This window comes from Curtobacterium sp. PhB146, from assembly GCF_004342995.1.
Taxonomy (GTDB): Bacteria; Actinomycetota; Actinomycetes; order Actinomycetales; family Microbacteriaceae; genus Curtobacterium.
This window is the reverse complement of the sequence record NZ_SMBN01000002.1, coordinates 177,604-190,910: the sequence shown is the minus strand read 5'-3', so window position 1 is coordinate 190,910 and position 13,307 is coordinate 177,604. Positions and strand designations below refer to the sequence as shown.

The 13,307-nt window shown below is 70.8% G+C and carries 13 protein-coding genes; 7 read left to right on the top strand and 6 right to left on the bottom strand.

What is annotated here, in order from left to right; genetic code table 11:
- Nucleotides 1–5: 5 nt before the first annotated feature.
- Together EDF33_RS09300 and EDF33_RS09295 are read right to left on the bottom strand one after the other, a co-directional pair.
- Nucleotides 6–707 carry an ABC transporter ATP-binding protein gene (locus EDF33_RS09300; protein ID WP_132099876.1) on the bottom strand — a complete coding sequence of 234 codons (702 nt, stop codon included), beginning with the start codon at nt 705–707 and terminating at the stop codon, nt 6–8.
- Nucleotides 704–1,837 (bottom strand): ABC transporter permease, encoded by a 1,134-nt coding sequence (locus EDF33_RS09295; RefSeq protein ID WP_131880508.1) that lies wholly within the window; start codon nt 1,835–1,837, stop codon nt 704–706. Before EDF33_RS09295 ends, EDF33_RS09300 begins: the two co-directional genes overlap by 4 nt.
- Before the next feature lie 150 nt (nt 1,838–1,987).
- Between EDF33_RS09295 and EDF33_RS09290 the strand changes: the two genes are divergently transcribed.
- From EDF33_RS09290 to EDF33_RS09270, 5 genes are all read left to right on the top strand, one after another.
- Complete coding sequence (locus tag EDF33_RS09290) at nt 1,988–3,157, top strand: sensor histidine kinase (protein WP_132099875.1); 1,170 nt, start codon at nt 1,988–1,990, stop codon at nt 3,155–3,157.
- Nucleotides 3,154–3,774: a response regulator transcription factor gene (locus tag EDF33_RS09285; protein WP_123291854.1), complete on the top strand. Its 621-nt coding sequence runs from the start codon at nt 3,154–3,156 to the stop codon at nt 3,772–3,774. The genes EDF33_RS09290 and EDF33_RS09285 overlap by 4 nt, the downstream gene beginning before the upstream one ends.
- 46 nt (nt 3,775–3,820) lie before the next feature.
- The gene (locus EDF33_RS09280; protein WP_132099874.1) at nt 3,821–5,035 is read left to right on the top strand and encodes an MFS transporter; all 1,215 of its coding nucleotides are present in this window, start codon (nt 3,821–3,823) and stop codon (nt 5,033–5,035) included.
- Nucleotides 5,036–5,094: 59 nt separating this feature from the next.
- Nucleotides 5,095–6,240, top strand: a complete 1,146-nt coding sequence (locus EDF33_RS09275; protein ID WP_132099873.1) for an AI-2E family transporter — start codon at nt 5,095–5,097, stop codon at nt 6,238–6,240.
- A gap of 63 nt (nt 6,241–6,303) precedes the next feature.
- Nucleotides 6,304–6,732, top strand: a complete 429-nt coding sequence (locus EDF33_RS09270; RefSeq protein ID WP_123338593.1) for a BLUF domain-containing protein — start codon at nt 6,304–6,306, stop codon at nt 6,730–6,732.
- On the opposite strand, the gene EDF33_RS09265 is transcribed toward EDF33_RS09270, so the two are convergent.
- The 4 genes from EDF33_RS09265 to EDF33_RS09250 all read right to left on the bottom strand — a co-directional run bounded on the left by EDF33_RS09265 (nt 6,695) and on the right by EDF33_RS09250 (nt 10,756).
- Complete coding sequence (locus EDF33_RS09265; protein WP_134194579.1) at nt 6,695–7,327, bottom strand: ScbR family autoregulator-binding transcription factor; 633 nt, start codon at nt 7,325–7,327, stop codon at nt 6,695–6,697. The genes EDF33_RS09270 and EDF33_RS09265 overlap by 38 nt on opposite strands.
- Before the next feature lie 96 nt (nt 7,328–7,423).
- Nucleotides 7,424–8,797 (bottom strand): sugar ABC transporter substrate-binding protein, encoded by a 1,374-nt coding sequence (locus EDF33_RS09260; protein WP_131921479.1) that lies wholly within the window; start codon nt 8,795–8,797, stop codon nt 7,424–7,426.
- Between the two features lie 24 nt (nt 8,798–8,821).
- On the bottom strand, nt 8,822–9,763 hold the full coding sequence (locus EDF33_RS09255) for a carbohydrate ABC transporter permease (protein ID WP_123291849.1): 942 nt from the start codon (nt 9,761–9,763) through the stop codon (nt 8,822–8,824).
- A 15-nt stretch (nt 9,764–9,778) separates the two neighbouring features.
- Nucleotides 9,779–10,756, bottom strand: a complete 978-nt coding sequence (locus tag EDF33_RS09250; protein ID WP_228506149.1) for a sugar ABC transporter permease — start codon at nt 10,754–10,756, stop codon at nt 9,779–9,781.
- A gap of 197 nt (nt 10,757–10,953) precedes the next feature.
- Between EDF33_RS09250 and EDF33_RS09245 the strand changes: the two genes are divergently transcribed.
- Both EDF33_RS09245 and EDF33_RS09240 read left to right on the top strand, forming a co-directional pair.
- Nucleotides 10,954–12,189: a Gfo/Idh/MocA family oxidoreductase gene (locus EDF33_RS09245; protein WP_132099871.1), complete on the top strand. Its 1,236-nt coding sequence runs from the start codon at nt 10,954–10,956 to the stop codon at nt 12,187–12,189.
- A 74-nt stretch (nt 12,190–12,263) separates the two neighbouring features.
- Nucleotides 12,264–13,277: a LacI family DNA-binding transcriptional regulator gene (locus EDF33_RS09240; RefSeq protein ID WP_243692417.1), complete on the top strand. Its 1,014-nt coding sequence runs from the start codon at nt 12,264–12,266 to the stop codon at nt 13,275–13,277.
- Nucleotides 13,278–13,307: the final 30 nt, after the last annotated feature.

The window sequence follows — 13,307 nt, the reverse complement described above, 5'->3', positions numbered from 1 at the left end:
CGATCCTAGGCGGCGATCACCGACGCCCCGGCCAGCCGACCGTCCACCACCGTGACGAGTTCGTCGAGGGTCCCGCGGTGCACCAGGTCGTGGGTGACCAGCATCGTCGCGGTGTCCCGCTCGCGCGTCAGTCGGGCGATGAGCTCCATGATCGCCGCGCCGCGCTCCTGGTCCAGCGCACTCGTCGGTTCGTCCACGAGCAGGACGTCCGGTTCGTGTACGAGTGCCCGGGCGATCGCGACGCGCTGCCGCTGCCCGCCGGACAGCTGCGCCGGCCGCTTGTCCAGGTGCTCGGACAGCCCCACCGCGTCCAGCAGGTCGTCGGCCCGGTCCCGGAGCCCTCCCGCGCGACGACCTCCGGCGGGGTGCCGGCCGCCGAGGTGCGCCATCACGAGCACCTGCTCCCGTGCGGTCAGCGACGGCAGCAGGTTCGACTGCTGGAACACGATCCCGATGTGCGCACGCCGCAGGGCGGTGGCTTCGTCCCGGGACAGCGCGGCCGCGTCGACGTCGCCGATGAGCACCCGACCGGAGTCCGGCCGGATGAGCGTCGCGGCGACGGCGAGCAGCGACGACTTGCCCGATCCGGAGGGGCCGGTGATGCCGGTCACGACGCCGGGCCGGGCGACGAGGGACACGTGGTCGACCGCGGTGATCCGCCGGTCGCCGTCGGGGAAGGTCAGGGTGACGTCGTCGAGGGTGATCATCGGTTGCTCCCGAGGGCGGTGAGGGGGTCGGCGGAGGTGACGGTGCGGAGCGCGACGGCGGCGCCGGCGAGTCCGAGGACGGCCATCGCGGCGGCCGGCACGACGGTGGTGACCGGGCTGAGCAGGAACGGCAGTGCACCGCCGGCGAGCGCGCCGAGTCCGACGACGGCCAGCATCCCGACGCCGATCCCCAGGACGAGCACGACGAGCGCCTGTCCGAGCGCATCGCGGACGAGTGATCCGGTGCTCGCGCCGAGGGCCTTGAGCACGGCGACGTCGCCGGCCCGCTGCATGGTCCAGACCGTGAAGAACGCCCCGACGACGAGCGCGGACACCCCGAAGAGCATGACGATCATCAGGCCGAGCGACCCGATCTCGGACCGGAAGGTCTCGAGGGCGGTCAGCGACCCGAGCGGCGACGCGGCGGACGTGCCGGTGGACGCTGCGACAGTGTCCCAGTCCGGGCTGCCGCTGACGGCCAGGACGGTCGGCGCGCCGTCGCCGCCGAGTCGCCGGTCGGCCGCGGCCCACGCTTCCGGGGTCATGGCGAGCACCGGTGTGTGGCTGTACCAGGCGTCGCCGCCGACGACGGCGACGCGGTAGTCCGTCCCGGTGACGGTGATGCGGTCGCCGACCTGCACGCCGAGGTCGGCCGCAGCACCGGACGACAGCCCGACCTGGTCGTCGCGACCGGGTGCGAGATCGGTGACGGGGGTCGACCGTGCTCCCGTCGGCAGCCCGACCAGCGCGACGCCGACGGCCGCGCCCGACGCCGCAGCACCCGACCCCGCAGCGCCCGACCCCGCAGCGCCGGACCCCGCGCCCGGTGCCGTCGCCCGGCCCTGGACGATGCCCACCGGCACCACGTCGTCGACCCCGGGGGCCGCCTGCCAGCCGTCCACGGCCCGCTGCCCGATGGTGGAGTCGCCGAACGACGGCTGCCCGGTGGACGGCTGCTGCAGGACCAGGCGGTCGCCGGGCAGGTCGAGCACCGCGGAGACGTTCTGCGACGCGAGGCCGCCGGTGAGCCCGGCGAGGAACCCGACGAGCAGGGTGATGAGTGCCACGACGGAGCCGATGAGGACGAACCGGCCACGGGCGAACCGGAGATCGCGCCAAGCGACGAACACGGGGTTCCCTTCCCGGGTCGCAGACCTTCCGCGACCACGACTCCCAGCCTCGCCGCGGTGCTCCCACCCGGCATCGCCGGAGGGTTCGGTCCTCCGATCGAACTTTCGGTTGATCCCCACCGGCCGGTGCCTCCGTACGCTGGGGAGCACATGGCGCACAGCACCCTCACCCCGGTCTTCGTCGGTCTGCGGACCGGCCTGCACGTGCTGTCGGCCGCGCTGCTCGCCCTGGTCGTCGTGCGGGTGCTCGTGGACGGTGGCGCCGGCACGTGGGTGCGGTTGGCCCTGGCTGCGGTGTTCGCGGGCGTGTACCTGCTCGGGGCGGTCGTCGCGCGCGGCGACGGCCGCCGTCGGACGGTCGCCGGTGCGGTCTGGCTCGTCGCCCTGACCCTCGTCTGGATCGCCCTGCTCGTCGGCGTCCCCGAGGCCGCCTACCTCGTCTTCCCGCTCTTCTTCCTGTACCTGCACGTCCTGCCGCGCATCGTCGGACCGGTGGCCGTCATCGCCGCGACCCTGGTCGCCGTCGTCGCCCTCGGACTGCACGGCGGCTTCACCGTCGGTGGTGTGGTCGGTCCGCTCGTCGGAGCGGGCGTCGCACTGCTCATCGGACTGGGGTACCGGGCGCTCGCGCGCGAGGCGGTCGAACGCGAGGCCCTGGTCGCCGAGCTCCTCGCCACGCGCGACCGGTTGGCCGTCACCGAACGCGAGCAGGGCGTCCTCGCCGAGCGGGCCCGGTTGGCCCGTGAGATCCACGACACCGTCGCGCAGGGGTTGTCGAGCATCCAGATGCTGCTGCACGCGGCCGAACGCGCGGACGGGGAGCGTCCGGGGACGGAGCACATCCGGCTCGCCCGTGAGACCGCTGCCGAGGGCCTCGCCGACACCCGGCGGTTCATCCGCGAACTCGCACCACCGGCGCTCGAACGCGGACTCGGGGCAGCGCTGGAACGGTTGGCCGGCTCCCAGTGGTCGCGCGACGGCCTCGACGTCACGGTCGACGTCGCGGAGGCCTCGTTGCCGATGGACGTCCAGACCGCGCTGCTCCGCATCGCCCAGGGCGCCGTCGCCAACGTGGTGCAGCACGCCGCGGCCACCCACGTCCGACTGTCACTCACCGTGGACGGTCAGGAGGCCCGGCTCACCATCGCGGACGACGGCGTCGGTTTCGACCCGGTCGCCGTCCACGACCGGTCGGGCACGACGGACTCGTTCGGGTTGCGTGCCACCGAAGAGCGCGTCGAGCAGTTCGGCGGCCGGCTCGAGGTCGACTCGGCCCCTGGCCGCGGGACGACGCTCGTCGCGATCCTGGAGGTCCGGTGATCCGCATCCTCATCGCCGACGACCACCCGGTGGTCCGCGCCGGGCTCCGAGCACTCCTCGACGGCACGGACGGCATCGTCGTCGCGGGTGAGGCGTCCACCCCGGACGAAGCCGTGGACCTCGCCGCCCGGCTCTCGCCGGAACTCGTGCTCATGGACCTGCAGTTCGGGCAGGACCTCACCGGGGCGGACGCGACGCGACGGATCCGCGCGCTCGACGCCGCGCCGTACGTGCTCGTGCTGACGAACTACGACTCCGACGGGGACATCCTCGGTGCGGTCGAGGCCGGCGCGAGCGGGTACCTGCTCAAGGACGCGCCCCCGCACGAACTCGTCGCGGCCGTCCGCGCCGCCGCGTCCGGACAGAGCGCCCTCGCGCCGACGATCGCGGGTCGGCTCATGGCGCGGATGCGCGCCCCGTCGGTGAGCCTGTCGGCGCGGGAGCTCGAGGTGCTGCGCCTCGTCGCCGAGGGGGCGTCGAACGGCGCCGTCGCCGCGCGCCTGCACATCAGCGACGCCACCGTGAAGTCGCACCTGGTGCACGTGTTCTCGAAGCTCGGGGTGTCCTCGCGCACGGCCGCGGTCTCCGAGGCCCGCGCCCTCGGCATGCTCCGCTGACGACCGCACCCTTGACGGGCCGTCGGCGGACCGATCAGATGGTCACATGACCCGGCACCCTCGAGGGGCCCTGTTCGCCACGTCGACGATGACCGGCTTCGGCATCGCCACGTGGGTGACCAGGACGCCCGCCATCCGCGACGAACTCGGGGCGTCGATCGAGGCGATGGGGCTCGTGCTCCTCGGGCTGTCGATCGGGTCGATGATCGGGATCCTCGGCGCCGGTGCGCTCGTCCGACGGCTCGGGACACGACCCTTGATCCTGCTCGGTGGCGCGCTGCCCGTGGTGGGGATGGTCCTCGTCGCCCTGCTCGCCCCGGCACAGGTGCCGGCGGGTGTCTGGGCGGGGCTGTTCCTGATCGGGTTCGGGTCGGGGGTCGCCGAGATCGGGCTGAACGTCGAGGCCGCCGCGGTCGAGCGGCGCATCGGCCACCCGGTGGTGCCGGTGCTGCACGCCTGCTTCAGCCTGGGGACCGTCGTCGGCGGTGTCGTCGGCATCGCGATGACGGCTGCCCGGACACCGGTGCTCGTGCACCTGCTCGTGGGGGCTGCGGTGATGGCGGCACTCGCGGCGTTCGCTGCCCTCAACCTGCAGCCGCTGCCGCGTGCCGGAGTGCAGACGGAGGGAGCCGACACCGCAGACGCCGCCGGCACGTCCCGCGTCACCACGGCCACCCGCCGCTCCGTCATCACCGTGCAGCTCGCGCTCATCGCGGTGATCACGCTCGCGATGGCCTTCGCCGAGGGTGCCGCCAGCGACTGGCTCCCGCTCCTGATGACGACCGACCACGACGCCCCGGAAGCGGTCGGCTCGCTGGTCTTCACCGGGTTCGCGCTCGCCATGCTCATCGGCCGGTCGGCCGGCACCCCGCTCGTCACGCGGCTCGGGCGGGGCCCGGTCGTCCGGCTCTGTGCCGCGGTCGGCGGGATCGGGGTCCTGCTCGTGGTCGTCTCGCCGAGTCCGGTCGTCACGGCGATCGCCGCCGCCGTCTGGGGGCTCGGCATCGCGCTCGGGTTCCCGCTCGCGATCTCGGCAGCGGGTGACCACCCGACCGACGGGGACCGCCGGGTGTCGGTCGTCGCGACCGCCGGCTACATCGCGTTCCTGGTCGGACCGCCCCTGCTCGGCTTCGTCGGCGAGCACCTCGGGCTGCAGGCGGCGATGCTGGTGCCCCTCGTGCTGCTCGTCGCCGCCTTCGTCGTCGCGCCCGCCGCACGGGACTCCCACGACGTCGACGTCCGGCGGACCGTCTCCACCTGATCCGCGACGCCGGGCGCGGGTCCGGGCGCGCCGCCCCGCGGATCAGTACGGTCGATCCCATGCCGTTCTTCCGCGACAGCCCCCAGCCGACCACCCCCTCGAAGATCCAGGCGGCGTGGTCCGACTCGACGGGCCGCCTGGCGACGCGGTGCCTGCAGGTGATCATCGTCGTCGTGGTCATCGCCGGCGTCGTCTACGCCGGCAGCGTGCTGAGCGTCGTCACCATCCCGGTGCTCCTCGCGCTCATCATCGCTTCGGCCATGCACCCGATCGTGTCCTGGTTGCGCAAGCACAAGGTGCCGTCGGTCCTCGCGACCCTCGCGGTGCTCATCGGCGTCCTCGCGGTGCTCGGGCTCGTCGGGTGGCTCATCGTCGTCGCGGTCGAGAACCAGTGGTCGCAGCTGCAGAAGTCGGCCGTCGACGGGTTCCAGCAGTTGCAGGACTTCGCGAAGAACCTGCCGATCTCGATCTCGGACAAGCAGGTCGACGACGCCGTGGCGACCGTCACCGACTTCATCACGAGTGCGCAGTTCGGCTCCGGTGCCCTGGCCGGTGCCTCGGCCACCGCGAACTTCCTGACCGGTCTCGTGCTGATGATCGTCGTGCTGTTCTTCTTCCTGAAGGACGGCCCGAGCATCTGGGAGTTCCTGCTCCGTCCGTTCACCGGTGAGCGCTACGAGCGTGCACGTCGGGTGGGCGACCGCGTGGTCTCGACCCTCGGCGGGTACGTGCGCGGCACCGCCACGGTCGCCGCTGTCGACGCCATCGGCATCGGTGTCGGCATCGCGATCGTCGGCGTCCCGCTGGCACTCCCCCTGGCCGTCGTCGTGTTCATCACGGCCTTCATCCCGATCGTCGGTGCAACAGCAGCCGGCATCCTCGCCGCCCTGGTCGCGCTCGTCGCACTCGGTCCCGTCCAGGCGCTCATCGTCGTCGGGATCGTGATCCTGGTGAACCAGCTCGAGGGCAACCTGCTCCAGCCGGTGCTGATGGGACGCACCCTCAAGCTGCACGGCCTGGTCATCCTGATCGGCCTGACCGCGGGCACCGTCCTGGCGGGCATCACCGGTGCCATCATCTCGGTGCCGCTGCTGGCCGCCGCGTGGGGCGCGATCCTGGTCTGGGACGGCCCGAACACCCCCGCGCGTCCGTGGCGCAAGAAGCGCAACGAGGACGTCACGGCCCACGAACTCCCCGCCGACTGAGCCCCGGGGCGTTCTGCGGACATCCGTTTCGCGCAACCGGGCCCGTCGCACGAAGATGGACCCGTGCTCGTCTCCATCGTCTACATGAGTCGCGCCGTCGTCCCCTTCGACGACGGCGACCTCGCGACGCTGCTGGACGGCTCACGGCTCCGCAACGAGGCGCTCGGTGTCTCCGGGCTGCTCGTCGTGAAGGGTGGCCGCTTCATGCAGTTGCTCGAGGGCCCCGCGTGGAGCGTCGACGACCGGTTCGCCGCCATCAGCCGTGATCCGCGGCACGGCGAGGTGAAGTCGCTCATCCGCGAGGACATCGAGCGACGACGCTTCGACGGCTGGTCGATGGCCTACCGCTCGCTCGACGACGCGGACGTCCAGGCGGAGCCGGGATTCAGTCCGTTCCTGTCCGGCGAGACGGACTTCCCGCGGTCGTTCGACCGCACGAGCGCGGCGTGGCTGCTCAAGTGGTTCCGCGACCGCGAACTCCACGACCGCTGAACGCCTCGTCGACGACCCCGAGCAGCCGGTCGCGGTGCGCCGGGTCCGCCGTGGCCGTCAGGACCACCCGCCACATCGTCGCGACCGCGGGAAACAGGTCGGCCCGCCCGGTGCGGACGTCGGACACCAGTTGCACGCCCGTGAAGTACGGCACGACGGTGGCGCCGAGCTGTTCCGCGGTCAGGTCGGTGCGGAGCTCGCCGCTCGCGATCGCCAGCCGGAACACGTCGACGATCCCGCCGATCCACTGCTCGTAGAAGCTGACCGTGGCCGCGTGGAACTCGCCGCGCTCCAGTGACAACCGGATGCCCGCGCGCACGATCGGGTCGGTCCGCAGCAGGTCCGCGATGGCTCGCGAGGCGCCGACCAGGGCAGCTGCTGGTGACTGCTCGGTGTGGCTCACGACGTCGAAGGTCCGGACGTTCTGCTCGTCGATCACACCGAGCGCGAGGGCCAGCTTGGTCGGGAAGTGGAAGTGCAGCGCCCCCTGCGAGACGCCCGCCCCGCGGGCGATGGCCGCGATCGTCGCGGCGGCGAAGCCGACGCGGTCGAACTCCTCCGCAGCGGCCACCAGGATCTGCTCACGTCGTTCCACGTGACCAGTCTCACGGACGGGAGGCGCGGTGCGGGCCCGCACCGCGCCTCCCGTCCGATCCTGGTCGCGTCAGACCGCGTCAGGCGACCCGCGCGCTCAGGTGAGCGCCAGCAGGTTGTTGACCTGCTCGTTGATGCCGGTCAACGTCGAGATCGGCTTGCCGTTCGCGTAGACGTTGTCGAAGGCCGGCTGCAGCAGCGCCTGCACGTCCGCCGGGTTGCGGGTGACGGGGAACAGGAAGGTGGTCTTCTCCTCGACCTGCCGGGTGAAGGCCGACACGTCCAGCCCGCGCTTCCGGAACGACGCGACCGCCGCCTCGGTACCGGCGGGACGGGCCGGGAACACCACGCCCGCGCGGCCGACGATCTCCTGCGCGGTGTCGCTGCCGAGGAACGCGACCCACTTCGCCGCCGCCTCCGGGTCCTTCGCCTGCTTCGTGATCGAGTCGCCGAGCCCGTTGAACATCGACGCCCGCTTGCCCGTCGGCCCGATCGGCGTCGGGGCGACGGCGATGTCGAGGTCCTTCATGTTCAGGTACGTGCCGATCATCCACGAACCGTTGAACGACAGCGCGCACTTGCCCGCGCCGAGCTGCACGTCCGGACCGGTCGTCGTCGAGAAGACGCCGTACTTCGCCATGTAGCCCTTGTCGGCCAGGCGGTAGTACCAGGCGAGGGTGTCCTGCACGGTCTTCTCGTCGTAGCGGAACTTGTCGCCCCACGGGTTCTCGTTCGTGTAGAACCAGTCGGTCGACCCGGTGAAGGGCGACCACTGCGTCTGGCCGAAGCCGTCGCCGCCGGACCCGTTCGACGAGATGCCGTAGACCTCGACGTTCTCCTTGTCGAAGCCGGGCTCGTCACCCCGCCGACCCTTGGAGTCGATGGTCAGGTGCGCGAGCATCCGTTCGAACGAGCCGCCGTCGTCGGGGTTCCACTCGAGCGTGGCGAGCTCGTCGTCCGAGACGCCGGCCTTCTGCATCGCCTTCCGGTCGTAGAACATCCCGATGGTGTCCCAGTCCTTCGGCGAGCCGTAGCGGTGGCCGTCCTGGCCCTTCCACAGCTCGGCGAGGCCGGACTGGTAGTCGTCGTCGCTGATGGACTTCGTCGCGTCGAGCTCGTCGAGCTTGTAGAGCACGTCGAGGTCGGAGAACTGCGGGAACTTCGTCAGGTGGTCGGTGAAGACGTCCGGCGCGGTGCCGGCGATGAACCCGGCCGTCAGCTTGGTCCAGTAGTCCGCCCACCCGAGCTGGGTGATCTGCACCGTGATGTCGGGGTTCTCGCGGTGGAAGGCCTTCGCGACCTGCTGGTAGGCGGGCAGCTGGTTGGAGTCCCAGAGCCAGTAGCTCACGGTGCGGGCGCCGCTCTTGGACGCGGTCCCCCGGCTCGGGGACGAGCAGGCGGCGAGCGCACCGAGGGCGAGGGCTGAAGCGCCGCCCGCGAACAGTGCGCGGCGGGAGAGGGTGTTCGTCATGATGTGGTCCTGTCCGAGCCGGGGCTACTTGATCCCGGAGAAGCCGATGGAGTTGACGATCCGCTTGGCGAAGACGCCGAACAGCACGATCATCGGGAGCGCCGCCACGAGGGTCGCGGACATCAGCCCGGCCCAGTCGGTGCCGGACTGCGGGGACTGCGACTTGAAGACACCGAGGGCGACGGTGAGCACCCGCGAGCTGTCCGTGTACGACACCATGAGCGGCCAGAAGTAGTCGTTCCAGCTCGTGATGTACGTCAGCACGGCGAGCGTCGCGATCGGTGCGGCGGCCATCGGGATGACGAGCCGGAAGAACACCCGGACCTTGCCCGCGCCGTCGATCAGCGCGGCCTCCTCGACCTCCTTCGAGATGCCGAGGAAGAACTGCCGCAGGAAGAACACCGCGAACGGGGTCATGAACATCGTCGGCAACGCGATGCCGAGCAGGTTGTCGACGAGCCCGAGCTGCTTGATGAGCGTGAAGTTCGGCAGCAGCGTGAAGATCGCGGGCACCATCAGGCCGGCGAGGAACACCCCGAAGACCTTGTCGCGTCCGGGCCAGCGCAGTCGGGCGAAGGCGTACGCGGCAGCGGCCGAGAAGAACACCTGGCCGACCGTGACGAGCGTCGACACGATCACCGAGTTGAGCAGGTACCGCCAGAAGTTCAGGGCAGCGCCGGAGCCACCCTGGGCGAGGGCCTCCTCGGTGGACTGCAGGCCGAGGACCCGCTCGAACCCACCCAGGCTGAACCCGACGGGCAGCAGCGACGTTGGGTCGGAGTTGATCGCACCGTTCGACGACAGGGCGGTGCGCAGGATCCAGTAGAACGGGAACAGGGTGACGACGATGACGATGATCATCGCGACCCAGGCGAGGACGCGGCCGACCGACGGACGGCGACGGTGGCCGGCTCCGGGTCGGGGCGGACGCTTCGTGGTGACGGAACGGGTGAGGGTCGTGGTCATGGTGCGGCGCTCCGTTCAGTCCAGGTCCGACTCACCCGAGCGGGTGAGGCGGTACTGGATGATCGTGATGATGCTGAGGACGATGAGGAGCGCGACCGAGACCGCGGACGCGTAGCCGAACTGGAACCGGCCGAACGCCAGGTTGTAGATGTAGTTCTGCACGACGTTCGTGGCGTTCGCGGGGCCGCCCTGCGTGGTGACGGCGACGGTGTCGAACACCTGGAACGACCCGATCACCGTGATGATGAGCACCAGCGACAGGATCGGGCGGAGCAGCGGCACCGTGATGCGCCAGAACATCTTCCACTCGCTCGCACCGTCGATGCGGCCGGCTTCGTAGACCGTCTCGGGCAGCGACTGCAGTCCGGCGAAGATCAGGAGCGCCGTGTAGCCGACGTGCCGCCACACGTTGATGAGCGCGATCGACGGGATGCCCCAGACGTCGCTCTGCAGGAACGGGATGCGGTCCAGGCCGAGGGCCGCGAGCATCTCGTTGCCGATGCCGAGCTGGGTGTCGAGGATCCACAGCCAGACGAGCGCCGCGACGACGTTCGACACCAGGTAGGGCGCCAGGACGATGCCGCGCACGAAGGTCGACTTCGTCAGGCGGTGCATCATCACGGCGATGAACAGTGCGACGACCGTCTGGATGACGATGTTGATGAGCACGTACTCGATCGTGACGACCATCGAGTGCCAGAAGATCGAGTCCTGCACGAGCCGCGCGTAGTTCTGCAGCCCGGTGAACTCCGGCTCGGTGAGCAGGTTGTAGGACGTGAAGCTCAGGTAGATGCCCCGCACGGTCGGCCAGGCGAGGAACACCACGAAGCCGATCGCGGCCGGCGCGATGAACAGCAGCGCGAGCCACAGGTCGTTCCGGGGACGGCGGCGGCGTGGGACGGTGGTACGGGCGAGCGGGAGGTCGGCTGCCCGACTCCTCCGTCTCGTGCTGGCGGTCGTCAAGGGTGACGACACAGGGCTCTCGGTGGCCATCGCGACTCCTTCGTCTGCGGTGGACTGACGTGCAGCAGTCCGTGAGCCGGGAATCTACACGTGGTGACACCGGGTAGCAAGAGTCTCTTTCACGCTCCGAATCCGGGGTTGTCACGTGTAGACAATCGTGTCAGGATGGCGGTCGATCGCATCGGCGCGACCTGCCCGGCGACGCATCCCTCACCCTGGAAAGGTCACTGATGATCTCTGTCGGAATGGTCGGCGCGGGCCAGTTCGCCCCCCAGTTCGCCAAGCTGTTCAAGCTCCACCCGGCCGTCGACCGCGTCTTCGTGACCGACCTCGTCGACGACCGCGCGTCGGAGCTCGTCGAGTCGCAGCACCTCGACGGAACGTTCGCCGACTTCGACGCCGTGCTCGCCTCGGACGTCGACGCCGTCGCGATCTTCACGCAGCGCTGGACGCACGGTCCGCTCGTCGTCAAGGCGCTCCGCGCCGGCAAGCACGTCTACTCGGCGGTGCCGATGGCGATCTCGGTCGACGAGATCCGCGACATCATCGAGGCCGTCCGCGAGACCGGGCTCACCTACATGATGGGCGAGACGAGCTACTACAACCCCGCGACGGTGTTCGCCCGCAAGCAGGTCGCCGACGGCGCCTTCGGCCGGGTCTTCTACTCCGAGGGCGACTACGTGCACGACATGGACCTCGGGTTCTACGCCGCGTACCAGTTCAGCGGTGGCGAGGACTGGAAGCGCACCGCCAGCTACCCGCCCATGCTGTACCCGACCCACTCGGTCGGCGGCGTCCTCGGCGCCATCCCCGGACACGCGGTCAGCGTCAGCTGCATCGGCGTCAAGGACGACCGGGGCGACGGCGTCTTCGACAAGGACGTCAGCCAGTTCGACAACGACTTCTCGAACGCCACCGCCCTGTTCGAGCTCGACAACGGCGGCGTCATGCGCATCAACGAGATGCGCCGTGTCGGCTACCCGTCGCACATCCGCGAGTCCCGCTTCCGCTACTTCGGCACCGAAGCGAGCTTCGAACAGCTCGCGAAGACCAGCGTCTGGCAGGACAAGGAGGACTCGCACGACATCAGCGACAAGATCAACACGCAGGCGACGATGGACCTCGACGACCCGCGTCTCGCCGGCGTCGACCCCTCGCTGCGCGACGCGTTCGTGTCCGGGTACGCCGAGGTGCACGACACCGACCGCCTGCCCGCCGAGTACGCCGGCGTGCCGACCGGGCACGAGGGCTCGCACCAGTTCCTCGCCGACGACTTCGTCCGCGCCGTCGTCGACCGGACGCTGCCGCCGGTGAACGCCTGGACCGCCGCTCGCTTCACGCTGCCCGGCATCATCGCCCACCAGTCGGCCCTGCAGGGCGGCGCACGCCTCGAGGTGCCGGACTTCGGGGACGCCCCGGAGACGACCTCGGCGGTGCCCTCGTCTAGTATCGCCAGCGAATAGCAAGTGGTGTTCGGGTGTCGGTCCGCACGGGCCGGCACCCGAACGCGACTTCCGAGCCGACGAAGGTGGCACCCGTGAGCGTCCCGACGACCCCGAGGGCGGTCACCCGCGCCGACGTCGCCCGGTACGCCGGCGTGAGCACCTCCGTCGTCAGCTACGTCGTGCACGACGGCCCCCGCCCCGTCGCGGCGGCCACCGCCGCCCGGGTCCGTGACGCGATCCGGGTCCTCGGGTACCGGCCGAACGCCAGCGCCCAGGCCCTGCGCACCGGGTCGTCGAAGATGCTCGGGCTCATCGTCCCCGAGCTCGACAACCCCTTCTGGTCGGAGCTCGCCGTCGAGGTCACCCACGCCGCAGCAGCCCGCGGCTACGACGTCCTGCTCGCCAACAGCGACGGCGATGCCAGCCAGGAGCGCGAGCGGCTCCGCAGCCTGTCCGCCCGTCAGGTCGACGGGATCATCGTCACGAGCATCATGACCCACCCGGACCTGTCCACCGTGTCGGACCCGGGCATCCCGATGGTCCTGCTCAACACCTTCTTCGAGGTGCCCGAGTACGCCAGCATCGGCGTCGACGCCCTGCGTGGCGCGTACGACGGCACCCGCCACCTGGTCGAGCACGGCTACGGGTCGATCGGCCTGGTCATGGGGCACGCCGGCTCCATGGAGCTCCGCGAACAGGGCTGGATGCGGGCCCTGCGCGACGCCGGGCTGCCGGACGGCCCGATCGTGCGCTGCGACTTCACCCGGCGGGGCGGGTACGAGGCCGGCCTCCGCATGTTCGCGGACGGGACGGGACCCCGCGCCGTCTTCGTCAGCTCGGACATGCAGGCCGTCGGTGTGCTGCGGGCACTGTGGGAACTCGGGCTGCGCGCACCGGAGGACGTCGCGATCGTGTCGTTCGACGGCGGTGCCGAGGCCGACTACACGAACCCGCAGCTCACGACGGTCCGGCAGCCGATCGAGACGATGGCGACCGCCGCCGTCGACCGTGTGCTCGGGCTCGACGCGGACAACCAGTGGCACCGCGACCTTGTGCCCGCCGAGTTGGTCCTGGGCGCGAGTTGCGGGTGCGACGTGCGTCGCTGACGCACCACCAAACCGTCCTGGAGGCGCGGG